At 67.8% G+C, this 23379-nt stretch carries 19 protein-coding genes and 1 tRNA gene; 9 read left to right on the plus strand and 11 right to left on the minus strand.

The window, feature by feature from the left end; translation table 11 throughout:
- Positions 1–127: 127 nt before the first annotated feature.
- From ACMGDH_RS02540 to ACMGDH_RS02560, 5 genes are all read right to left on the minus strand, one after another.
- Complete coding sequence (locus ACMGDH_RS02540; protein WP_436826346.1) at positions 128–487, minus strand: hypothetical protein; 360 nt, start codon at positions 485–487, stop codon at positions 128–130.
- A 12-nt stretch (positions 488–499) separates the two neighbouring features.
- On the minus strand, positions 500–2005 hold the full coding sequence (locus tag ACMGDH_RS02545) for a lipopolysaccharide biosynthesis protein (RefSeq protein WP_436826347.1): 1506 nt from the start codon (positions 2003–2005) through the stop codon (positions 500–502).
- Positions 2006–2117: 112 nt separating this feature from the next.
- Positions 2118–4874 carry a DNA polymerase I gene (gene polA, locus ACMGDH_RS02550; RefSeq protein ID WP_436827205.1) on the minus strand — a complete coding sequence of 919 codons (2757 nt, stop codon included), beginning with the start codon at positions 4872–4874 and terminating at the stop codon, positions 2118–2120.
- Between the two features lie 101 nt (positions 4875–4975).
- On the minus strand, positions 4976–6139 hold the full coding sequence (locus ACMGDH_RS02555; RefSeq protein ID WP_436826348.1) for a serine hydrolase: 1164 nt from the start codon (positions 6137–6139) through the stop codon (positions 4976–4978).
- Between the two features lie 141 nt (positions 6140–6280).
- The gene (locus ACMGDH_RS02560) at positions 6281–6817 is read right to left on the minus strand and encodes an NADPH-dependent FMN reductase (protein ID WP_436826349.1); all 537 of its coding nucleotides are present in this window, start codon (positions 6815–6817) and stop codon (positions 6281–6283) included.
- Between the two features lie 262 nt (positions 6818–7079).
- On the opposite strand from ACMGDH_RS02560, the gene ACMGDH_RS02565 reads away from it, so the two are divergent.
- Positions 7080–10106, plus strand: coding sequence for a TonB-dependent receptor plug domain-containing protein (locus tag ACMGDH_RS02565; protein WP_436826350.1), 3027 nt, complete (start codon positions 7080–7082; stop codon positions 10104–10106).
- 105 nt (positions 10107–10211) lie between these two features.
- Here the strand turns inward: ACMGDH_RS02565 and ACMGDH_RS02570 are convergent, their stop codons facing one another.
- Together ACMGDH_RS02570 and ACMGDH_RS02575 are read right to left on the minus strand one after the other, a co-directional pair.
- On the minus strand, positions 10212–13112 hold the full coding sequence (locus tag ACMGDH_RS02570; protein WP_436826351.1) for a TonB-dependent receptor: 2901 nt from the start codon (positions 13110–13112) through the stop codon (positions 10212–10214).
- A 132-nt stretch (positions 13113–13244) separates the two neighbouring features.
- Positions 13245–13331, minus strand: a tRNA-Leu gene (locus ACMGDH_RS02575).
- A 128-nt stretch (positions 13332–13459) separates the two neighbouring features.
- Between ACMGDH_RS02575 and ACMGDH_RS02580 the strand changes: the two genes are divergently transcribed.
- Positions 13460–14818: an MATE family efflux transporter gene (locus tag ACMGDH_RS02580; RefSeq protein WP_436826352.1), complete on the plus strand. Its 1359-nt coding sequence runs from the start codon at positions 13460–13462 to the stop codon at positions 14816–14818.
- Here ACMGDH_RS02580 and ACMGDH_RS02585 read toward each other — a convergent pair.
- Positions 14790–15521, minus strand: a complete 732-nt coding sequence (locus ACMGDH_RS02585) for a zinc-ribbon domain-containing protein (protein WP_436826353.1) — start codon at positions 15519–15521, stop codon at positions 14790–14792. The two genes, ACMGDH_RS02580 and ACMGDH_RS02585, sit on opposite strands and share 29 nt — an antisense overlap.
- A gap of 172 nt (positions 15522–15693) precedes the next feature.
- Between ACMGDH_RS02585 and ftsE the strand changes: the two genes are divergently transcribed.
- Genes ftsE through ACMGDH_RS02605 form a run of 4 tightly spaced genes read left to right on the plus strand, consistent with a single transcriptional unit; the run spans position 15694 to position 18507 of the window.
- Positions 15694–16395, plus strand: a complete 702-nt coding sequence (gene ftsE / locus ACMGDH_RS02590) for a cell division ATP-binding protein FtsE (protein ID WP_436826354.1) — start codon at positions 15694–15696, stop codon at positions 16393–16395.
- Positions 16392–17273 (plus strand): cell division protein FtsX, encoded by an 882-nt coding sequence (locus ACMGDH_RS02595; protein ID WP_436826355.1) that lies wholly within the window; start codon positions 16392–16394, stop codon positions 17271–17273. The genes ftsE and ACMGDH_RS02595 overlap by 4 nt, the downstream gene beginning before the upstream one ends.
- Before the next feature lie 14 nt (positions 17274–17287).
- The gene (locus tag ACMGDH_RS02600) at positions 17288–17821 is read left to right on the plus strand and encodes a YdcF family protein (protein WP_436827206.1); all 534 of its coding nucleotides are present in this window, start codon (positions 17288–17290) and stop codon (positions 17819–17821) included.
- Between the two features lie 2 nt (positions 17822–17823).
- Positions 17824–18507 (plus strand): lysophospholipid acyltransferase family protein, encoded by a 684-nt coding sequence (locus ACMGDH_RS02605; protein ID WP_436826356.1) that lies wholly within the window; start codon positions 17824–17826, stop codon positions 18505–18507.
- 3 nt (positions 18508–18510) lie between these two features.
- Here ACMGDH_RS02605 and ACMGDH_RS02610 read toward each other — a convergent pair whose 3' ends face one another.
- Together ACMGDH_RS02610 and hisC are read right to left on the minus strand one after the other, a co-directional pair.
- Entirely contained in the window at positions 18511–19419 is a 909-nt protein-coding gene (locus ACMGDH_RS02610) for a prephenate/arogenate dehydrogenase family protein (RefSeq protein ID WP_436826357.1), read from the minus strand.
- Entirely contained in the window at positions 19419–20513 is a 1095-nt protein-coding gene (gene hisC / locus ACMGDH_RS02615; RefSeq protein ID WP_436826358.1) for a histidinol-phosphate transaminase, read from the minus strand. Before hisC ends, ACMGDH_RS02610 begins: the two co-directional genes overlap by 1 nt.
- 147 nt (positions 20514–20660) lie before the next feature.
- Between hisC and metX the strand changes: the two genes are divergently transcribed.
- Genes metX through metW form a run of 3 tightly spaced genes read left to right on the plus strand, consistent with a single transcriptional unit; the run spans position 20661 to position 22803 of the window.
- Positions 20661–21785, plus strand: a complete 1125-nt coding sequence (metX, locus tag ACMGDH_RS02620) for a homoserine O-acetyltransferase MetX (protein WP_436826359.1) — start codon at positions 20661–20663, stop codon at positions 21783–21785.
- On the plus strand, positions 21782–22216 hold the full coding sequence (locus tag ACMGDH_RS02625) for a GNAT family N-acetyltransferase (RefSeq protein ID WP_436826360.1): 435 nt from the start codon (positions 21782–21784) through the stop codon (positions 22214–22216). The genes metX and ACMGDH_RS02625 overlap by 4 nt, the downstream gene beginning before the upstream one ends.
- A complete protein-coding gene (metW, locus tag ACMGDH_RS02630; RefSeq protein ID WP_436826361.1) occupies positions 22213–22803 on the plus strand; it encodes a methionine biosynthesis protein MetW in 591 nt (196 codons plus the stop codon). The genes ACMGDH_RS02625 and metW overlap by 4 nt, the downstream gene beginning before the upstream one ends.
- Positions 22804–22810: 7 nt before the next feature.
- On the opposite strand, the gene ACMGDH_RS02635 is transcribed toward metW, so the two are convergent.
- On the minus strand, positions 22811–23296 hold the full coding sequence (locus tag ACMGDH_RS02635) for a hypothetical protein (RefSeq protein ID WP_436826362.1): 486 nt from the start codon (positions 23294–23296) through the stop codon (positions 22811–22813).
- Positions 23297–23379 lie beyond the last annotated feature (83 nt).

The raw sequence follows: 23379 nt of genomic DNA on the forward strand, positions 1-23379 counted from the left end.
CTCCCCCGCCAGGGGGAGGTGGCGCCGAAGGCGACGGAGGGGGAGGAAGCGCGCCGCCATGTTCTGGCATCCGCCCCCTCCTTCAGCTTGCGGCTGACACCTCCGCCTGGCGGGGGAGGATAGGAATTCAGGACGCTTCGAAAATGCCGCGGACGAGCACTTCGCCGAAGCGGCGCTCGCCGCTCGCGACGAGCAGGCCGGCGTCGGTCTGCCGGATCGCGGGGGCGAGGAGGCGCCGCGCCGCGACCTGGGTGCCGTGCATCTTGAGCAGTGCCACGCTACCGTCGCGGCCATGCACCAGCGCCGCCTGGCCATCGCTGCCGACCAGCGCGCGCTCCGCGTCGAATCCGGGAAGCTGCGCCTCGGCTTCGCGCATCGCCTCTGCCGCATCGGCGATCGATCCGCCGCCGAGCCGGAGCAGCCGCGCGACCAGCGCGAGCACGAGGACCGCGGCGAGCGAGGCGAGGAAGATCACGAACTCGCCCATGGGCGCGCGGCGCTACAGCTTCTCGGTCAGCGGCAGCGCGGGTTCTGCCTTGGGCAACTTGCGGAACAACGCGCGGTCCTCCGGGCCGAAGCCGAAGCGGATCATCACATAGAGGAAGGTGATCAGGATCGCCGGCATTCCCAGGCTGAGCTCGGCCCATTCATAGCGGTGGGGCAGCGACGTGAAGGCGAAGCCGACCAGCCCCGCGACTCCGATCGCCACGAAGAAGCTCGGGCGGATGCGCATCACCGGCGCGCGCACGATCCGATAGAGGAGGATCGCCTTCGCCGCCGAGCCGATCGTCAGCGACAGCGCGAGCGCGACGGCGGGGCCCGCGGCCTGGACGGACTCGGACCAGCCCTGTTCGCGCGCGAGGAACACGAAGGCGAAGCTCAGCGCGATCTGGAGCAGCAGCACGCAGACCGAGACCATCAGGTTGCGGTGGCGCGCGATATAGACGAGCGCCGTCTCGCACACCGCCCCGGTGGAGGCGAGCACCTCGGCCACCAGCAGCACGCACAGCACGCCCGCGCCGACCACGAATTCGGGGCCGATCAGCCCCATCACGCCTTCGGCCGGGATGGCGAAGACCACGAACAGCGCGGCCTGCGCGCTCATGACCCAGAAGCCGACCTGGCGCACCTGCTTGGCGATCGCCTTGTGGTCGTCCGCGGCGAGGCTCTGCGTGACGACGGGTCCCAGGATCGGATCGAAGCTCGACTTCAGCCGCTGCGGCACCGAGGCGACCTGCTGCGCCATATAATAGATGCCGACCACCGAAGGCGTGAACAACAGGCCCAGGATGAAGCGATCGACGTTGCGCGTCCCCCACTCGATCGCGTCGGCGCCGGCAAGCGGGGCGTTGCGCCGGGCAAGCGCGGCGATCTCCACCAGCCGCGGCCGCCAGCCGTGCGGCAGGCCATATTCCTTGACGAACGGCACGACCGAAGCGACCAACGCGGCGGTCATTGACAGCACATAGGCGAACATCAGCCCGTCGCGCGCCGAGACATAGGAGAAGCCCCAGGCGGCGATGCTGATCGTCCAGGGCTCGATCACTGCGCGCGCCGTGACCGAGGCGCGGATGTTATGGCGATAGGCGAGCGCGGCGAGCGTCACGTCCGAGATGGCGATCGCGAAGACGACCAGCGGAAGCAGTCGCTCGAGCCCCATCACCTGGCTGTTGGGGTACATGATCTGCGGCAAGGCGATCAGCACCGCGCTGGCGATCGCCGAGGCGACCACCGCCACGACGACGGCATCCCAGGCGACATGCGCGTGCGGGCGATCGGTGGAAGAAAGCGCCTGCGCCAGCCCGCGCTTCAGCCCCAGCGTCGCGAGCAGCGCCGCGACTTCGAGGACCAGCACCGCGATCGCATAGCGGCCGACGATGTCCGGCCCATAGGCCCGCCCCGCGATGAACAGGAAGGGAAGCCGCGCCGCGAGCCGCAGGATGAAGCCGAGCATGTTGGTTCGCCCGCCCTTGGCGAGCGCATTGATGTCCTGCGATTCGCTCACCGGACTTCGGCCCCCTCCCGTTGCACGCCCGGTTTTCCGGTGCGCCGGCCTCCCACCCGATTCGCGGAGGAGAACCGCCCTGTGCCAAGCTCAGGGCGAACCGAGCAAATAGTCAATGGGCGGCGCCCCAGCTCGGGCCCACGCCGATATCGACTCCCAGGGGTACGGTGAGCTTGATCGCCGGCTCGGCGGCGGTGGCCATCACGCGCTCGATGATCGGGCGCGCGGCCTCCACATCGGCTTCGGGGAGCTCGAACACCAGTTCGTCGTGCACCTGGAGCAGCATCTTCACTCGGTGCAGCCCGGCCTCGGCGAGCGCGGGGCCCATCCGCGCCATCGCGCGCTTGATGATGTCGGCGCTGGTGCCCTGGATCGGGGCGTTGATCGCGGCGCGCTCGGAGCCGCCGCGCTCGTTGGGGTTGGGCGACTTCAGGCGTGGGAAATGCGTCTTCCGGCCGAACAGAGTGGTGGTGTAGCCGCGCGCCTTGGCTTCGTTGAGCGTGTCGGCGATGTAGCGGTTGATGCCGGGGAAGCGCTCGAAATAGCGGTTGATCATCGCCTGCGCCTCGTCGGGCGTCACGTCGAGCCGGCCGGCGAGCCCCCAGCGCGAGATGCCGTAGAGGATCGCGAAATTGATCGTCTTGGCTCGGCCGCGGGTGTCGCGGTTGACTTCGCCGAACAGCTCCATCGCGGTCATGTTGTGGATGTCGGTGCCGCTGGCGAAGGCATCGCGGAGCGCCGGCACGTCGGCGATGTGCGCGGCGAGGCGGAGCTCGATCTGCGAATAGTCGGCGGCGAGGATGACATTGCCCGGCTCGGCAACGAAGGCGTCGCGGATCTGACGGCCGACTTCGGTGCGGATCGGGATGTTCTGGAGGTTGGGATCGGTCGAGGACAGCCGCCCAGTCTGCGCGCCGGTGAGGCTGTAGCTGGTGTGGACGCGGCCGGTCTCGGGATTGATCTGCGCCTGGAGCGCATCGGTGTAGGTGGACTTGAGCTTGGTGAGCTGGCGCCAGTCGAGCACCTTGGCGGCCATCACCCGGCCCGGCGAATCCTTGTCCGCCGCGATCCGCTCGAGCTCGTTGACGTCGGTCGAATAGACGCCCGACTTGCCCTTGCGCCCGCCCTTGATCCCCATGCCCTCGAACAGCACGTCGCCCAATTGCTTGGGGCTGCCGATCGTGAACTTGAACCCGGCGATGCCGTGGATTTCCGCCTCGAGTGCGGCGATCTGCTTCGAGAACTCGTCGGAGAGCCGCGCCAGCACCGCGGCGTCGACCTTGATGCCCTGCCGCTCCATTCCGGCGAGCACCGCGACGAGCGGACGATCGACCATCTCATAGACGCGCGTCGCGCTTTCATAGGCCAGTCGTGGCTTGAAGCGCCGCCACAGGCGGAGCGTGACGTCGGCATCCTCGGCGGCATAGCGCGTCGCGGCGCGCAGATCGACCTGGTGGAAGCCGAGCTGCTTCTTGCCGGCGCCGACCACGTCCTTGAACGCGATGCAGCTGTGCGAGAGGTGCGTCGCGGCGAGCTCGTCCATGCCGTGGCCGTGGAGCCCCGCGTCGAGATCGAAGCTCATCACGATCGTGTCGTCATAGGGGGCGACGGTGATCCCGCGGCGGGCGAGCACGATCATGTCGTATTTGAGGTTGTGGCCGATCTTGAGGACGGCGGGGTCCTCTAGCAGCGGCTTGAGCCTTGCGAGCGCCAGATCGGCATCGAGTTGGACCGGCTTCTCGGCGAACATGTCGCTGCCGATGTGCGCCAGCGGGACGTAACACGCCTTATTGGGGGCGAGCGCGAGGCTGACGCCGCAGATGCCGGCGCGCATCGCGTCGAGCTCGGTGGTCTCGGTATCGACCGCGACCCAGCCCTGCGCGCGTGCCTCGGCGATCCAGCGGTCGAGCGCTTCTTCGGTGACCACGGTCTCATAGGCGTCGTGGTCGCAGGGGGGATCTTCCTCCAGCCCTGGTGTCTCGTGCGCCTCGACCGGCGCGTCGGCCACTGCCGAGAGCCGGTTGAGCAAGGTGCGGAAGCCGTGGTGCTCGAGGAAGGCGCGCAGCGGCGCCTCCGGAATGCCCTTGAGCTCCAGCTCCTCGAGCGGATCGGGCAGCGGCACGTCGCAGCTCAGCTCGACGAGTTTCCGGGAAAGCCGCGCCATTTCGGCATGCTCGATCAGATTGTCGCGCAGCTTGCCCGGCTTCATCGAGGGTGCCGCGGCGAGCACCGCCTCGACATCGCCATGCTCAAGGATCAGCTTTGCCGCGGTCTTGGGGCCGACGCCGGGGACGCCCGGCACATTGTCGACACTGTCGCCCATCAGCGCGAGCACTTCGCCGAGCTTCTCCGGCCCCACGCCGAACTTCTCGCGCGTGTCGTCGGGGCCGAGCCGCCGGTTGTTCATCGTATCGAGCATGTCGACCGACGGATCGGTCATCAGCTGCATCAGATCCTTGTCGGAACTGACGATCGTGACTTGCCAGCCCTGCGCCAGCGCCGCCTTGGTATAACTCGCGATCAGATCGTCCGCCTCCCAGCCCACTTCCTCGATGCAGGGCAGCGAGAAGGCGCGCGTCGCGTCGCGGATCATCGGGAACTGGGGCACCAGATCCTCGGGCGCGGGCGGGCGGTGCGCCTTGTACTGATCGTACATCTCGTTGCGGAAGGTGTGCTCGCTCTTGTCGAGGATCACCGCCATGTGAGTCGGGCCGTCGGCCTTGTTGAGGGCGTCGACCAGCTTCCACAACATGGTCGTATAGCCATAGACGGCGCCGACCGGCTCGCCATGCTTGTTGGTAAGCGGCGGCAGCCGGTGATAGGCGCGGAAGATATAGCCGGAGCCGTCGACGAGATAGAGATGGGGCATCGCGGCGGAGATAGCCGAGCCGCGGGGCGGAACAAAGCCCTCAGGCGCAGCCATCGGCGCCGCATTGCGCCGCGCCGAGGTGAGGGGCCGTCAAAATCGGCTTAGTGACCTGCGGGCGTGCCAGCCATGTTGCGGGCCATCATCCGCTTTTCCTCATGGTGCGCGATGATCGTCCGCGCCACCGACTGCATCAGCTGCTGCCGCTCGCGCGATGGGCGCGACGTATCGCCGATCATCACCGCGAGCGCATAGGAGCGGCCATCGGGCGCAGTGAGGATGCCGACATCGTTGAAACCCGCGGTGCGGCTGCGCAGATCCTGGCCGGTGCCGGTCTTGTGCGCGAATTCCCAGCCCGGCTGCAGCCCGGCACGGACGCGGGCACGACCGGTGCGCGAGGCGCCCATGGTGCGCAGCAGCCAATCGGTCGAGCTCGCCGAAAGCAGCTCGCCGCGCTTCAGCCGGGCGAGCGCCAGCGCGATCGCCTGGGGGGCGGCGCCGTCGGGCGGATCGGCGACATAGGCCTCATAGGCCGCGAGCCGTACTTCGGGCGCCAGCTTGGAACGCGCCACCGAAAAGGCGTTGCCGTAGGAATATTCGGACTTCCATTCGAGCCCGGCGGTGCCCGCCTGGAGCAGCCGCTCGCCGGGACCGAAGCGGATCGCACCGAGCTGCTTGCGCGCGATGAACGCACGGACAGCCTGCGGGCCGCCGGCAAGGCGCAGCAGCTTGTCGTTGCAGGTGTTGTCGCTCATCTGCATCGCGCGGCGCATGATCTCGCCGACGGTGCCGGTATAGCCCACCCCGTCCTTGACCAGCGCGGCGACCGGCTGGTGGAAAAGCGTGAAATCCGCCCTGGTGATGGTCAGCGGATCGTCGAGCCGGACCTTGCCCTGATCGACCAGATCGAGCACCGTCATCGCCACCCACAGCTTGCTCACGCTCTGCTGGGGCAAGCGGCGCGTGGCAGTCGGGTTGGCGGCGATCCAGCCGTCGTCGATGCTGGTCACCGCGACGCCGACGAGGCCGTTGAAGTCGCGCGTCAGCAAGTCGATCGAATTGACCAGGTCGCGCGGGGCCGGAACAGTGGGCGCTGTCGGCGCCGCCGCGGCGGGCGGAATCGGCACGAGCACGCGATAGGTGGGCGCGGGAAGATAGGCGGCAATTTCGGTATTCTCATGCACCGAGCAACCGAGCAGGATCGCCGGGCCGAGGCCCGCGACGGTCAGCGCCCGTTCGATCGATGAGAAGCCGAGGAATTTCTTCACACTTTTGCGCCCCTTGCCTAATTGCGCACCATGCGCCCGAGGCGGAATCCAGCAAAGTCCGGCGAGTCACGTATGCGACGAACGCTTGGCTGAGAGCGACGAATCGTGAACGGCGCTGCAACAAATCCGGGCCGGCGACTCTCAGCGCCGCAGGAATTCGAAGATCTGGTCGACCATCACTTCCATCTGGCCCGAGCAGCGCGCGATGCAGTCGCCCGGCTCGGCAGTGTTGATCGCGAGCCCCATTGGGGTGGGCCAGCCGCGCAACGAGTGGGTGATGGTGCGCAGCGCGTGGAGCGTCGAGACTGCGGCCTGCCAGCCCGCCGCGGTGGCGATCAACCCCACCGGCAGCCCGTCGAAATAGACACGCTCGTCGGTCCTGAGCTGCTCGGCATAATCTAGCGCGGTCTTGACCAGCCCGGAAAGCGTTCCGTGATAGCCCGGCGAGCCGACGATCACTGCGTCCGCGCTGCGCAGCGCCTCAAGATACCGCGCCACTGCCCGGTTGGCCGCGGCGACATCGGGCTCGTAATGGGGAAAGGCGATCTCATCGCCGGTGAGCAGCGTGGTCCGAGCGCCACGTGCGGCGGCCATCTCGAGCGCGGCGGCGAGCAGCCGCCCCGTCGCCGATTCAGACCGCAGGGTTCCGCCGAGGGCGACGACATGGGGCTGGCTCATCGCGCACGCGCTAGCCCAAAGCGCGGGAGGATGCCAGCACTGCGCGCGGGGTGAATGGCTTGCCGGGGTGATGAACCATTGGGCATAGGTTCGCCACCTCAGTGCATAGGTGTTGCACTGACACAACACGCCGACTTTTTTGTTTCTGCCAGTTTACAATGTATTTCCGGGGCTACATTCCAGCAACATTGGCGCGCGGGGCAGGAGACCGTGTGCGCTAGACATGCCGGCCCGCGGGGCGGTTCAGGGGAGTAGATTTCCGATGCAGTTTCATAATCGTTCGACCGCGGCACGCCTGCGTCGCGGGGCGGCTCCGTTCGCGCTCGCGCTGGGGCTGATCGCCTCGCCGGCTTTCGCGCAGGACGCCGGCACGCCGCCGGTCACGGATCAGGAGCAGCAGGCCGAAGACGAAGGCGAGACCGTGGTCGTCACCGGATCGCTGTTCCGCCGCACCGACACCGAAACGCCGTCGCCCGTCACCGTGCTCACCTCCGAGACGCTGGACAAGGCCGGCATCACCACGATCGCCGACGCGATCCGCTCGATCTCCGCCGACAGCGCCGGATCGATCGGCACCGGCTTCCAGACCGGCTTCTCGGCCGGCGGCTCGGCAGTCTCGCTGCGCGGCCTCGGCGTCTCCTCGACGCTGGTGCTGATCGACGGGCTGCGCTCGACCAACTTCCCGATCAACGACGACGGCCACAACGCCTATGTCGACCTCAACTCGATTCCGTTCAGCCTGGTCGACCGGGTCGAAGTGCTCAAGGACGGTGCGTCCTCGACCTATGGTGCCGATGCGATCGGCGGCGTGGTCAACCTGATCCTCAAGAAGCAGTTCACCGGCATCGAAGGCACCTTCGAGGGCGGCGTTTCCGAGCAGGGCGATGCCGGCCATGTCCGCGGCGACCTGACCTTCGGGTTCGGCGACTATGACACGAGCGGCTGGAACTTCTACATCAACGGCGAATATCAGCGCGACGGCCGCGTCAGCAGCCACAGCCGCGGCTTCCCGTACAACACGCGCGACCTGACTCCGATCGGCGGCAACGATTCTAACGCGGCAGACGGTTCGCTCACGACCAACGTGCCGACCGCCTATGTCACGCGCGTCAACCAGCTCGACCTGAACAACCCGCTTAGCGGGCAGGTCGGTGCACCGATCACCAACCAGTATGACGCGCTCGGCCTCGCCAACTGCAGCACCGGCACCTACGCCATCACCACCGGTTCGGCGCGCGGCACCGGATGCCGGTACAATCTCGAGGACATGTACCGGCAGCTCCAGCCACTGCAGGAGCGCTATTCGCTCAACGGCCGGCTGAGCGTCCGCGTCGCCGACAACATCGAAGGCTATCTGACCGGCAGCTACAGCCGCAGCTACGTCAGCATCAAGGGCATCCCCTCGGCGGTCCGCCAGACCCAGCCGTTCGGCGCCAACCCGCTGGTCGCCACCAGCAACCCGGGTGTGGTGCTGCCGGTGTGGATCTGCCCGTCGGGCAACAACTGCGCCGATCCCGCCACGCCGGGCCGCACGCTCAACCCGAACAATCCCTATGCCGCCGCCTTTGCCGGCAATCCCTCGGCAGGCGCAGCGCGCATCTACTATCTGTTCGGTGACATCCCCGCGGGCAGCGATCGCACCAACGAAGTCTATCGCTTCACCGGCGGCCTGACGGGCAGCTTCGACGGGGGCTGGGACTGGCGCGTCGAGGCCGTCTATGCCCGAGACGAGCTGGAGATCACGCAGCACGGCCTGATCAACATCGCTGCGCTGCGCCAGGCGATCAACACCGGCTCGTATAATTTCGTGAATCCGTCACAGAACAGCGCCGCGGTGCGCGCTGCGCTGGCGCCGGACAAGACGACGCCGTCCTTCTCGCAGATGTATGGCGTCGATGCGTCGATCGCCAAGTCGCTGTTCGAGCTACCGGGCGGCACGATGCAGCTCGCGATCGGCGGCCAGGTTCGCCACGAGGAGCTGGAGAACAACAACCAGAACGCCGCGCTTGACACCTATGGCCTCACCACCGCCTCGGCGTTCGGCGAGCACACGGTTTCGGCGGCGTATTTCGAGCTCGAAGCGCCGATCATCGACGAGGTGGAGCTCAACGTTTCGGGCCGCTACGACAATTATTCGGAAGGGTTCAGCCACTTCTCGCCCAAGGTCGGCCTGAAGGTCACGCCGTTCGAAGGGCTGGCGCTGCGCGGCACCTATTCGGAAGGCTTCCGTGCGCCGACCTTCGCCGAATCGGGTCCGCGGAGCCAGTACGCCGGCTTCGTCACCACCACCCCGCCGTGCAACTTCATCCTGGCGCATAGCCCGGCCGGGTCGCCGTGCCCTTCGGCCACCGGGAACGGCAACCCCTACAACCTGCCCTATTCGCTGGGTCGCGGCGTTGCGGGCAACCCGGATCTCGAGCCCGAGACTTCGCGCAGCTTCACCGCCGGCGCGATCTTCCAGCCGGCGCGCTGGCTGAGCTTCACCGCCGACTATTACAATGTGAAGAAATCGAACCTGATCATCGCGGGTCCCGATATCGGCACCGCCGTCAGCGCCTATTTCGCCGCGCCCAACCTTGCGGCGGCGCAGGCGGCCGTCGCTGCGGTCGGCCCGGGCTATTCGGTCAACACCGTCGACGGCGCCGATCCGCTCTACCCTGCGGCGCTGCCCCGCGTGCTGATCATCAACGTGCCCTATGTGAACGCCAACTATGCGGCCACTTCGGGCATCGATCTCGCCGCGACCGCGGACATTCCGATCTCGGACGGCATCCGGTTCCGCAGCCGGATCGAGGTCACCCATGTGTTCAACTATGATCTGCACACCGACAATGGCGTGCAGGAATATGCCGGCACCATGGGCCCCTATGATCTCTCGTCGGGCAATGGCACGCCGAACTGGCGCGGCAATTGGCAGAACACGATCGAGTATGGCGATTTCTCGCTCAGCCTGACGACCTATTATGTCGGCCGGATCAAGGCAGTGTCGACCGATCAGCAAACCGGCCCGAACTACACTACGGATTGCTCGGCTGCGCTCTACAAGGCGCCGGGCGACACCTCAGGAGAGAAGTTCTGCTACGTCAACAGCTTCATCACCAACGACCTGAACATGACGATGAAGTCGGGCGACGACCTGACCTTCTTCGTCAACGTGAAGAACCTGCTCGACGCGCGGGCACCGGTCGCTCCGGCAGCCTATGCCAGCGCGCCGAACTTCATGACCACTTGGCACTATCCGGGTCTGATCGGCCGCCAGTTCCGCGCGGGCGCGTCGTTCCGCTTCTGACGTACTTCACAAGTTGAGTGCTCCCTCGCACTCCGTGGCGGCGGCTTCCCTTCGGGGAGGCCGCCGTTTCTCTTTGCGGCCGCGAGCGTACCCGCCGATCGTCGATCAGAAGAACTGCTTGCGGATGCTGAGCCGCACGACCCGGCCCAGAGGGTCCATCAGGTCCGGCGCATAGGCCGAGGGCGTCGCCCCTGTCTCGTCAGTCACGCGCTGCCTGGCATCGAATATATTGTCGACGCGGAAGCTGACGCGCGTGCCGCGCAGCCAGGGATGCTTGAGCAGCAGGTCGAGCTGCTGGCCCAGATCGGCTTGGGCCACGAGATTGACCTTGGCGAGGCTGCCGTAGGTGAGCCTGCCCATGCTCCCAGGGGTGCCAGTCGCGACTTCACTGCCGCTCTGCCAGCTACCGTCGAGACGCAGGCGAAGGCCATCGCGCTGGATGCCGCTCTGGAACTCGATCTTGTGCGCGGGCGTGCCGCCGCCCCGGCCCTCGGCCGCACCGTTCAGATAATCGAGCACCGGCAGATCGGGGCGGATCACGCGCTCGTCCTTGAAGACCCAGGTATGATAAGCAGCGAGCTGGATACCGTTGCCGCCGAAGCGGCCGCGGCCGCCGCCGCCACCGCCGGGGCCGAACCGCCTGACGCCCGGACCACCGCCCGGCCCCCGATCCTGACCTGCGCCTTGCGCCTGGCCCGCGCCTTCCCCCTGCGGCGGGCGCGGCCCCTGACCTTGCCCCTGTCCAGGCCCCTGCCGCTGGCCGCCGCCGAACAGGCTCTGCTGCTGGCCGAGCCGGCGGAACTGATCGAGCTGCGCCTGAAACTCGGGCGGGAGGGGCTGCCCGGTACGCCGTGATTCGGCCATCGCTTCCTGAAAGGCCGTGCGCCGCTCCTGCATCCGCTTTGCCGCGGGTGAGGCAATCGGCAGGAACAGGTTGAAGCCCCATTTGAGTTGCGAGCGATCGGCGCGATCGAAATTGACCCAGCGCTGGTCGATACTCAGCAACCTGTCCTCGGCATCGCGAATGAAGCGGTCGGGGAACGCCGCCTCGACTTCCGCGCTGGCCGCGGGAAGCGCGCCGAATGTGTCGCGGTATCGCTGGTTGGTGTAGTCCGCGGTGATGGTGAGCATCGTTTCGCGCAGCGGGCGCAGGGTAAGGTTGGCCTTGAAGACGTGCCGGTCGTCAGCGAGCAGCGCGGGGTTGCCGCCGGTAATCACCGAAACGTTGGCGCTTTCGCCGCGCACATAATCATAGACCGGGACGTTGGGCGTGATCAGTAGCGGATCTCCGAGCTGCTGCGGGCTGGGCGCGTTGCTGTCGCGGGTCCAGCTCACCAGCGCGCGGATGCCGTTCACGGGTTCCCAGTTGAAGCCATAGGTGGTGCTCGTCAGCTGACCGAAGTCGGACAACTCCTCGACTTCGACCGAGGCATCGGCCGAGAAATCGCCAAGGAAGCCAAGCACTTCGCGACGATCGCTGGTGATCGGCACGCTGATCGTGCCGCGCACGCCGCCTCGGTCGCGCGCGATGTCGGCCTCGCTCGCGAGTCCGCGCCGGAAGCTCTCGCTCGAGAAATCCTGGGTCTGGCCCGAGGCGCGGATGCTTGCGCGCACATCGCCGGCGGGCAGATTGAACAGCGGCCCGTTGGTCAGCAAATCGACTCGGCCGGTGGTCGAGCGCGAGCTGGCATTGTCATAGGGCAGGCTGCGGATCACGCCGGGCGCGATCGGCGCGAAGGGATTGAAGCCGGGGTCGCCGGCGTCGAGCAGCGCCTGCATCGCCGAAGGGTCGATGCCGTTGTCGCCGCTCGATTCGGTGGTGTTCAGCAGGTAATTGCCCTGGAACGACCAGCGCCAGCTCTGCGCCCAGGGCGCACCGTCGCCGTTGATCGTGAGCCCTGCCTCTGCCCTTTTGCTGCTGTTCGCACGCACCAGCGCCGGCTGGCCTTCGATGTAGCGCAGCAGCGACACGTCCTGCGAGAAGGGCGAGTAGGGATTTCCCTCGGGCAAGCGGAGCACGACGCCCGAAAGCCCCTGCAGCGAATGGCTCTCCGTCCCCTCGAGTTCGAGCGTGGCGGACGCCTGGACCTTGGAGGACAGCGGGCGCCGGTAGACGCCGCTGATCTGCAGATTTTTCCGCGGATTCACCAGCGTTCGATAGGGGGTGATATCGGTGACGTTGGGCTGGTTGGCCGTCGGGACGAAGTCGCCGAGGCTCGGTGCACCCGCGGCCGCCGAGGCGGGCACGCCAGCTTCGGTCACGATAGCGCCGGCAGCCGCGCTCAGCGCCGGATCGATCTCGCCACCGGTGAGGCCGGTGACGTTGCCGGCAAAGTCGAACAGCGAAGTGCCGACGCGCGAGACGCCGCGCTCGCTTTCGAGGATACCCGAGGACTGGTCATACTCGACGTGGAGCTGCGTCTGCTGGTTGCGCCGGATCATCGTGAGATCGGCTTCGGCGTTCACGCCCGCGTTGCCGCCGGCGGTGGGCGTGCGCCCTTCCAGCTCGGTGGTGAGCGCCATGAAGCGGCGGCGCAGCACGAAGTTGATCACTTTCTGTGTTGCGCTGTAGCCGAACTGGAGCGCGGCTTCCTCTGGAAGGATGTCGATCCGCTCGATCGCTTCGGGCGGCAGCGAGCGGATTTCCGCCATGCTCGCGCGACGACCGCTGAGCAGGATCACCGGCTGCTCGCCGCCGCGGCCCGAGCCGCTGCCGAGCTGCGCGGAGAGCTGGCCGAGCAGCTCGCCGACGCTCGAAGCGCCGAAGGAACGTATCTCGGCCGGGGTGAGCTGGACCTCGGGCTTGATGTCGCCCGGAACCGCGCCTTCGAGCTGCCCGCTGATGACGACTTCCTCAACCGGCACGTCTGAATCGCTCGCCCCCTCGGGGGTCTCCTCGGCCGCCGGAACATCCTGCGGCGCGGGCGGCGCAGCCTGCTCCTGTGCCCATGCCGCAGCCGGCATCGCGCCCACCATCAGACCCGCGAGCGCGCAACTCCATTTCATTCGAATCAAGCTCCCCTTCTCATCGTCGCGGAACGCCGGCGCTCCGCCCCTGACCGGGGGCTAAAGGCGACTTGTCGCAGAATTGTGCCAAGGGAGAGAAAAATGGCCCCTGCAGCGGGGCGCCTGCTTCACTGGTGCGGTCGAGAAGACTCGAACTTCCACGGCCTTTCGGCCACAACGACCTCAACGTTGCGCGTCTACCAGTTCCGCCACGACCGCACGTGAAACTCCGCCGGAGAGGCCCGGCGTCTGGTAAGGCGCGGCCCCTAGCAAAGCGCTTTGCGCGTTGCAAGCGCCGAAGCCGCGGCTTTCGCGAATCTGTTCGACACCCTAAGGGCCGGGTGCCCATGCCTGCATTGCCCACCCTTTCCGCCGAGATGCGCCGCATTCTGGCCCTTGCCTGGCCGGTGGTGCTGACCAGCCTCAACTGGACGATCCTGCACGTCACCGACGTGGCAGTGGTGGGGCTGACGGGGACCGCCGAGGCCGCGGCGCTCGGCGCGAGCCGCTCGGTCACTTTCCCGGGAATCGTCATGGGGCTTGGCGCGCTCGCCGGGATCCTCGTATTCGTCTCGCGCGCCGATGGCGCCCGCGATCTGCGCGAGACCGGCCGCGTGCTCCACCAGGGGCTGGTGCTCGCGCTCATCCTCGGCTTGACGAGCGGACTTGCCCTCTATCTTTTCGCCGAGCCGATGCTGCTCGCACTGGGAGTGGCCGCGGAGACTGCGCCCCATGCCGCGCAGGTCGTCCGGGTGATGGCGGCTGCCTATCCGTTCCAGCTGCTGATCGTCGCGGCGAGCTTCTTCCTGGAGGGCGTCAGCCGGCCGCGCCGCGTCGCGGTGGTGAATATCTCCATCCTGCCGATCAACGCCTTCCTCGCCTGGGCATTCGCCACCGGCCAGTTCGGGCTGCCGGCAATGGGGGCAGTCGGGGCGGCCGGGGCGACTGCGCTCGCTTCGGCGCTGGGCGCGGTCGGAATGATCGTCGCGGCCTGGACGCTGCCGCGCGGACGCGAGCGCGGCGTGCACGACCTGCACGACGTCATGAGCCGAGAAACGCTCCGTGGCGCCGGCAGGCTCGCCGCATTCGGGCTGGTGCCGGCGCTGGCGTCGGGGCTCGAGCTCGTCGGCTTCTCGATCCTGATCGCCCTCTCCACCCAGCTCGGCGAGACGACGGCGCACGCCTTCCAGATCGTCTTCTCGATACACAACGTCACCTTCGCGGTCGCGCTGGGGCTGGGATCGGCCGCGGGCGTGCGCGTCGGCAATGCAGTCGGCGAAGGCGTCCCGCACCAAGCGACCGGCCGCGCCTTGATCGCCGCGGTACTGGCGGCGCTTGCCACCGGGCTGCTCGCGCTGATCCTGCTGCTGGTTCCCAATCCCTTCGTGGGCCTGTTTCCGGCGACGCGCGAGGTTCATGCGATGGCATTCGCGATGTTGGCGATCTGGGCACCCTTCATCCTGTTCGACGGGGTGCAGGTGGTGTTCGTCTATGCGCTGCGCTCGCTGGGCGACCAGATCGCCGCAGGGATCAACGGCATCATCGCCTTTTTCGTGATCACCGGCGGCGCGGGCGTGCTGCTCGTCGACTGGGGACTTGGGTCCAGCGCGCTGGTGATCGCATCGGGGCTGGGAATGGTCGCCGCCGCGCTGCTCAACGGCGGACGGCTCGCCCGGGTCAGCTCCCGATTTCGGTCGCGAAGCTGAGCTGCACCACCTTGGCGTTGGGCGGCATGTCCACGGTGGCACCATCGAAGTCGATCGCTGCCTTGGGACCCAGGTTGCGCGCCTGGGGCGTGATTCGCCAGCTGTAGACGAGCCGGTCGCCGTCGTCGCGCAGCTCGACGCGGATGTCGGGCACGTGCTGGGCGCCGCCGGTGGGGTTCATCACCTTGCCCGAGATCGCCAGCACCTCGCTGCCGTTGGGCAGCGTCCGGAGCTCGACGCTCTTGTCGGTGAAGAGCAGCGGCGTATCCACCTGCCCGCCGATCCCCAGCCCGAATTGCGCGGCGAGGCTGGGAGCGCCGGAATAGAGGATCGCGCCGGCGCCGAGCAGCATCGAGATCCCGGCGATCACCGCAGCCGCGGTCCAGCGCCGGGCGGGCTTGCGCTGCCGCCTGGACGACGGCTGCTGCACGAAAGGATCATAGCCGGGCGCGGGCTTCGGCGCCTCGGGCTGGGCGGTGTCTTCATAAACTCGCGCAGCGACCGGAGCATCGGGTTCAGATGGCGCGGGCACAGCTTCGTCGGCCACGCGGTCGATCTCGGCACTCGTTGCGAGATCGAGCATCGGGGGCGACTGGAACCAGCTGTGCTTGCAGCTTGCGCAGCGCACCGTCCGCCCATCGGGTCCTATGGCGCTATCGGGTACGCTGTACCGCGTCCCGCACTGGCTGCATTCCAGGATCATTCGAACGCCTCATGGGGAGCCGGCTTGCCCACTGGCCGACCTGCGTGATTCTAACCCTAGCGAATCGGCGCAGCAAGAGTCTGTGAACATGCGATTCGCCCATGTGCTTGAGCGAGCCCGGCGGCTGTGCGATGCCGATCCGGGGTCAGCAGAAAGCAGTCAGCGCCGGCGGATGGTCAGCATCGTCCAATTCGAGAATGTCGGGCTGCGCTACAGCACGGGTCCGGAGACGCTTTCGGACGTGACCTTCACGCTCAAGAGCGGCTCCTTCTATTTCCTCACCGGTCCTTCCGGTGCCGGCAAGACATCGCTCCTCAAGCTGCTCTATCTCGCCCAGCGGCCGACGCGCGGCGCAATCCGGCTGTTCGGCGAAGACGCGGCGCGGCTTCCCCGCACACGGCTGCCGGGCTTTCGCCGGCGGATCGGCGTGGTGTTCCAGGATTTCCGACTCCTCCCGCACCTTTCTGCCTACGACAATATCGCGCTGCCGCTGCGCGTCGCGGGCGTCTCCGAGAGCGATATAGAGGCGCCGGTGCGCGAGATGCTCGACTGGGTGGGCCTCGCCGGACGCGGTAGCGCCCGGCCGCCCACGCTTTCGGGCGGCGAGCAGCAGCGGATCGCGATCGCCCGCGCCGTTATCGGCCGGCCCGAGATGCTCGTCGCCGACGAGCCGACCGGAAACGTGGATCCGGACATGGCCGAACGCCTGCTGCACCTGTTCCAGTCGCTGAACCGACTCGGCACCACCGTGGTGGTCGCGACGCATGACTTCCAGCTGCTCAACCGCATTCCCGATGCCCACATGATGCGGCTGGAGAAGGGGCGGATCAACGATCCGACCGGCTCGCTCCGCAATCCGCCGGGGCAGCAATGAGGCTGCCGTTCCCGCCCCCGCACGACCGGCGGCTGCTCGACGAGAGCGGTCGCACGCGTATCATGACGTGGATCATGGCGATCATGGTCTTCCTGACGGTGCTCGCCGCTGCGCTGGGGCTGGGGATGTTCGCCGCCACGGGCCAGCTCGACCGCCAGCTCGCCGGAAGGCTCACCGTCCAGCTGGTCGAGCCTGATGCCGCGCTGCGCGATCGCCAGGCTGCGGCAGTGCAGGCCGAGCTGGCGCGGCTGCCCGGCGTGGCGCGGGTGCAGCTGGTCGATCGCGGCCGGCTTGCCGAGCTGCTGAAGCCCTGGCTCGGCGAGGCGGGGCTCGATCCGGACCTGCCGATGCCGGCGATGATCGATGTCGAGGTGACCGGGGACCGTGCGGCCGCCGTCGAGCAGGCGGCGCGCCGGATCACGCCGGGCGCGCGGGTAGACCGCCACGCGCAATGGCTCTCGCCGGTGCGCAGCTTCATGACCATGATGAGCTGGCTCGCGCTGGGTTTGGTGCTGCTGATCGCGAGCGCCACCGCCGCAGTGGTGCTGCTCGCAGCGCGATCGGGGCTGGACACGCACCGCAACACGATCGAAGTGCTCCATATGCTCGGATCGACCGACATCCAGGTGGCGCGGCTGTTCCAGCGGCGCATCGCGTTCGACGCGCTGGCCGGCGGGCTGATCGGCACGCTGGCGGCAGCGGCGGTGGCGTGGCTGCTCCAGACCCGGGCGCAGGGGCTGGGGTCCGAGCTGCTGGGCAGCGTGGCGCTCGCGCCGCGCGACTGGCTGCTGCTCCTGCTGGTGCCGCTCGGCTTTGCGCTGCTCGCCACGGCAGCGGCGCGGCTGGCGATATTGCGCACGCTGGGCGCCCGGCTGTGATCCGCGCCTTCTTCCTGCTCTGTGCGATGGTGCTGCTGCTCGCTGCAGGCTGGGCGGGCGGATACGGCTTTTTCCTCCATTCGCTCGGCGAACCTCTTGAAGCGCGCAAGACCGATGCGATCGTGGTGCTCACCGGCGGCCCCGGCCGGATCGGGCGCGGGCTCGACGTGCTGCGCGCGGGCGACGCGAAGCGGATGCTGGTGAGCGGAGTCGATCCCGATGTGCGGCCGCACGAGCTGGCGGCGCAGTTCCAGCGCGACACGCGGCTGTTCGACTGCTGCGTCGACCTGGGGCACGAGGCAGTCGACACGCGATCGAACGCCGACGAGACTGCGCATTGGGTGCGCGCGCACGGCTATAAATCGGTGCGGCTGGTGACCACCGACTGGCACATGCCCCGCGCTCGGATGGAGCTGTCGCACGCGCTCGACGGCGATGTCGAAGTGATCGGCGATGCGGTGCGCAGCAGTCCCGGTTCGCGCGTGCTGCTGCGCGAATACAACAAGTATCTCGTGCGCCGGCTGGCGCTATGGACCGGGGCGGGCTGAGGATGGGCCGGCTGCGTACGCTATCGTTCTCGGTCGCCTTCTACGGGCTTTCGGTGCCGATCGTGCTGCTGGCGCCGATGATGGCGCTCTTCGGCCAGCGCGTGTTCCGTAGATGGGTTCTGGCATGGACCCAATATCATGCCTGGTGCGCGCGGCATCTGGCGGGGATACGCACCCGGATCGAGGGAAAACCCCTGACGACGCCGGCGCTCTATGCGGCCAAGCATCAGTCCTTCTTCGAGACGTTCGAGCTCGTCCGGATGCTCGACGCGCCGGCAGTGGTGATGCGGCAGGAATACGCGCGCATCCCGGTATGGGGATGGGCGGCGCGCCGCTACGGCGTGATCGTGATCGACCGAAGCGGCTCGGCAACGGCGCTGCGACAGATGATGCGCGAAGCCAAGGCCGCGAGCGCAGAGGGACGCTCGGTCATCTTGTTTCCCGAGGGCACGCGCTCTGCAATGGGCGAAACGCCGCGGGTGCAGGCAGGGTTGGCCGGCCTGTACCGCGCGGTCGGGCTGCCGGTGGTGCCGGTGGCGCTGGATACTGCTCGGGTTTGGCCCAAGCACGGCCCGATGCGGCCGGGCCTGGTCACCTTCCGCTTCGGGGACGCGATTCCGCCGGGCCTCAAGCGCGACGAGATCGAAGCGCGCGTCCACCGTGAGATCAACACGCTCAACGAATAACGGTCACTCGTGCGAGCGGCCGAAGTCAGGCCGCGCGTCGTCCTGGCCCTGGTCGATGATCGAGCGGCGCACGGCGCGGGTGCGGCTGAACAGCTCGAACAGCTCGTCGCCCTTGCCCCAGCGGATCGCGCGCTGGAGCGCAGTCAGATCCTCCGAGAAGCGCTGGAGCATGTCGAGCACCGCCTCGCGATTGGCGAGGAACACGTCGCGCCACATCGTCGGGTCCGAAGCGGCGATGCGCGTGAAATCGCGGAAGCCGCCGGCCGAGAATTTGATGACTTCGGACTGAGTGACTTCCTCTAGATCGGAGGCGGTGCCGACGATCGTATAGGCGATGAGGTGCGGCAGGTGGCTGGTGACCGCCAGCACCCGATCGTGGTGCGCAGGCTCCATCGTCTCGAGCTCGGCGCCGAGCCGCCGCCAGAATTCGGCGACGCGCTCGACGGCGAGCGGATCGGTGCCCCCGGGCGGGGTCAGGATGCACCAGCGGTGATGGAACAGCGTGGCGAAGCCCGCCTCGGGGCCGCTGTTCTCGGTGCCGGCCACCGGATGCGCAGGGACGAAGACTGCGTTCGGGAGCGCCGCGCGCACCGCCTCGATCACATTCTCCTTGCACGAGCCGACGTCGCTGACGATCGCATCGGCGGGCAGGTCGGCGGCGAGCTCCGCCGCCGCCTCTCCCATCGCGCCCACCGGAACGCAGAGGATCACCAGATCGGCGTCGATCGCCGCGGTGCCGGCCGTGTCGGCAATGTCGTCGCAAAGATCGATCCGTACCGCGGTCTCGCGGACCTCGGGGCTCGCGTCATAGCCGGTGACGCGCACGCTGGGCATGTGCTGCTTCACGGCGCGCGCGATCGACGAGCCGATCAGCCCGAGCCCGATGATCGTGACGCGCGCGAACGGCAGCATCAGGCGCCCACGATCTCGCGGATCGCCGCTGCGACGCCCTGGATCTCCTCCTCGGTGCCGATGGTGATGCGCAGGCCGTGCGGCAGCCCCTGCCCCGGCAGCCAGCGGACGATATAGCCGCGATCCATCAGCGCCTTGTACGCCTGCTCGCCGCTCACATCGCCTTCGAACAGCACGAGCTGGAAATTGGCCTTGGAGGGGATGGCGCGCAGCCCCTTGTTGCCCATCGCTTCGATCTGATCGGCGAACCAGCCGCGCCACTGGCGATTGTGGCGATAGCTGCGCTCGACGAATGCATGGTCGCCCAGCGCCGCCACCGCCGCTTTCTGCGCCGCGGTGCTGAAATTGAACGGCGCGCGGATGCGGTGCATCGCATCGATCATCTCGGGCGCGCCATAGCCCCAGCCGACGCGCTCCGAGGCAAGGCCGAAGATCTTGGAGAAAGTGCGCGTGACCAGCACGTTCTGCGTGTTCCGCGCGAGATCGAGCCCGCCGTCATCATCTTCGGGATCGAGATATTCGGTATAGGCCTGATCGAGCACCAGCAGCACGTGCGGCGGCAGCGCCGCGTGGAGCCGGGCGATCTCGGCGCGCGGCGTATAGGTACCGGTCGGATTATTGGGATTGGCGACGAAGATCAGCTTGGTCCGATCGGTGACGCAGGCCAGGATCGCATCGACGTCGGTCGCATAGTCGCGATCGGGCGCCACCACCGGAGTCGCGCCGACGCGGCGGGCGGCGATGTCGTACACTGCGAAGCCGTAGCGCACATAGATCACTTCGTCGCCGACCCCGGCATAGGCACCGGCGACGAGGTGGAGCACTTCGTCCGATCCGGTGCCGTAGATGATCCGCGCCGGATCGAGCCCGTAATGCGCGCCGATCGCCGCGCGCAGCTCGGCAGCGCTGGCGTCGGGATAGCGCTCGAGCTGGGAGGCGGCGGCGGCAAACGCCGCGCGCGCAGCCTCGGGCGTGCCGAACGGATTCTCATTCGAAGAGAGCTTGACGGCCTTGGAGCCGGAATCGGTAGTCGAACGCCCCGGCACATAGGGGGCGATCTCCATGACCCAGCGATTGGGAACGGGTGCATTCATGGTCGCGCGGCTTGGCGGAATGGTCTGCGGATGGCAAGTGTAGCCAAGCAAAGGAAGCCTGCGCAGGGGCGGGCTGCTGCCCGACATCCCACTCCGCTTGGGACAGGCATTATTGCGCGATCCCGCCACAGCCCCTAACCACCCCGCATGTCCGACGATGCCCGCTTCGGTCTCGCCCGCAAGGTCACGCTGCCGGGGCCGCTCAGGCTCGACGGCGGCGCGCTGCTGTCGCCCGTCGATATCGCCTATGAAACCTATGGCACGCTTGCGCCCGACGCGGGGAACGCGATCCTCGTCTGCCACGCGCTGACCGGCGACCAGCACCTCGCCTCGACCCACCCCGTCACCGGCAAGCCCGGCTGGTGGACGCGGATGGTGGGGCCCGGCAAGCCGATCGACACCGACCGCTATTTCGTGATCTGCGCGAACGTGCTCGGCAGCTGCCTGGGCTCATCGGGGCCCGCGACGATCAATCCGGCGACCGGCGCGCCCTGGGCGATGAGCTTCCCGGTGATCACGATCCGCGACATGGTCCGCGCGCAGGCGATGCTGCTCGATCATCTGGGCATCGCGCGGCTGTTCGCCGTGATCGGCGGATCGATGGGCGGGATGCAGGCGCTGAGCTGGGCCGCGACCTTCCCCGAGCGCGTCGCCTCTGCGGTCGTGATCGCCTCGGCAGCGCGCCATTCGGCGCAGAACATCGCGTTCCACGAAGTCGGCCGGCAGGCGATCATGGCCGATCCGAAGTGGCGCAGCGGCAACTATTATGCCGACAATGATCCGCCCTCCGCCGGCCTGGCCGTCGCGCGGATGGCGGCGCACATCACTTATCTCTCCGAGGCCGGGCTCACCGCCAAGTTCGGGCGAAGGCTCCAGGCGCGGGAGGCGAAGACCTTCGGGTTCGATGCCGATTTCCAGGTCGAAAGCTATCTGCGCCACCAGGGCATCGCCTTCGTCGAGCGGTTCGACGCCAACTCCTATCTCTATATCACCCGCGCGCTCGATTATTTCGACCTGGCCGAGGAGCATGGCGGGGTGCTGGCCAACGCGTTCCACGGCAACGGCACGCGCTTCTGCCTGGTGAGCTTCGATACCGACTGGCTCTATCCGACCAGCGAATCGCGCAGCATCGTCCATGCGCTCAACGCCGCGGGGGCGCCGGCGAGCTTCGTCGAGCTCAAATCGCCTTTCGGCCATGACGCCTTCCTGCTCGAAAGCCCCGAGCTCGACCGCGTGATGTCAGGCTTCCTGCGCGCCGGGGAAGGGGCATGAGCTATCGCCTGTCGTTCGATCCGGCCGAGCTGGATGTCGAGCTGATCCACGCCTTTCTGAGCGGCTCCTATTGGGCGCAGGGCATCCCGCGCCACATTGTCGAGCGCTCGATCGCCCATTCGCTGTGCGTGGGTGCCTATGGCAAGGACGAGGAAGGCGCGGACGAACAGATCGGTTTCGCGCGCGTGATCACCGATCGCGCGACCTTCGCCTATCTCGCCGACGTGTTCGTGCTGCCTGCGCACCGCGGGCGCGGCGTGGCGCGGCAGATGATCGAGGCATTGCACGCGCACCCCGAGCTCCAGGGGCTGCGGCGCTGGGCACTGTTCACGCGCGACATGCAGCCGCTCTACGCCAGGCTCGGCTGGGAGCCCTATCCCGCGCCCCAGCGGCTGATGGTGCGCGAGGATCCGGAGGTCTACCGCCGATGAGCCTGCGCCCCGACCTTGCGATCATCGCCGCCAACGTCCAGCCGATCACGCGCGTGCTCGACGTCGGCTGCGGCGACGGCGCGCTGATGGCGGCGCTGCGCGACCAGCGCGGCTGCGACGCGCGCGGGCTCGAGCTCGATCCCGCCGACGTCGCTGCGGCGATGGCCAAGGGTCTGTCGGTGGTCCAGGGTGACGCCGACACCGATCTCGCCGACTATCCCGACGCAAGCTTCGACTATGCGATCCTGAGCCAGACGCTCCAGACGACGCGGCGGCCCGATTGGGTGCTCGACCAGTTGCTTCGGATCGGGCGGCGCGCCTTCGTCTCCTTTCCCAATTTCGCGCATTGGCGGGTGCGCGCCTCGCTGCTGTTCGGCGGGCGCATGCCGGTGACGCGGCTGCTCCCGGTCGAATGGTATGCGACCCCTAATATCCACCATGTGACGATCGACGATTTCCGCGCCTTCGTGCGGAACCGCGGGATCGTGGTCGAGGATTGCTGGTTCCTCTCGGGAGACAGCCGCACCGGATCGGCGATGGCGAACTTCTTCGCCGAGCATGCGGTGTTCCTGCTGCGGAAGGATTGAGGGCGCGTCAGACGCCGCTGCCCCAGTTGACCGTCACGCGCGTGCGGCCTTCGAACGGCTCGACGATCACCATCAGGCTGCGCTGCGATTCTTCGCCCGCCGAATAGGTCTCGTCGGTCGCGAGCCGTTGGTGGAGCCCCGAGGCATTGGCCTGCGCGCGCGACCAGCCGAGCACTTCGCGCGGGGATGCACCGGTCAGGTAGACGATCGAGCCGCTGACATGCCGCCGGCCCCTGCCATCCTCGCTCGCGACGCAGGCGGTGACCTGCGCATCGCGGTAGATCGGCACGAAATCGGGCGTGTTGCTGCAATCGATCGCCGCGGCGACCGCCGCCGACTTGCCCTTGGACGCTGCCTCCGCGACATTCTGCGCCAAGGGATCGCGCACATCGTCCGAAGACACGCCGCCGCCGCATGCCCCGAGCAGCAGTGCCGCGAGCGGCGCCGCGCCGCGTGAGCGGACAAGCGCATGGGAGCGATAAGGTGGCAGCATGGATGTCGGGCCCTCCGGTTGGCGCCCGCGATACAACCATTCAACGCACCATTCTGTCCATTGGCCGATGGGGATCAGCCGGA

Origin of the sequence: Sphingomonas radicis (assembly GCF_051400635.1) — a bacterium.
Classification (GTDB): Bacteria; Pseudomonadota; Alphaproteobacteria; order Sphingomonadales; family Sphingomonadaceae; genus Sphingomonas.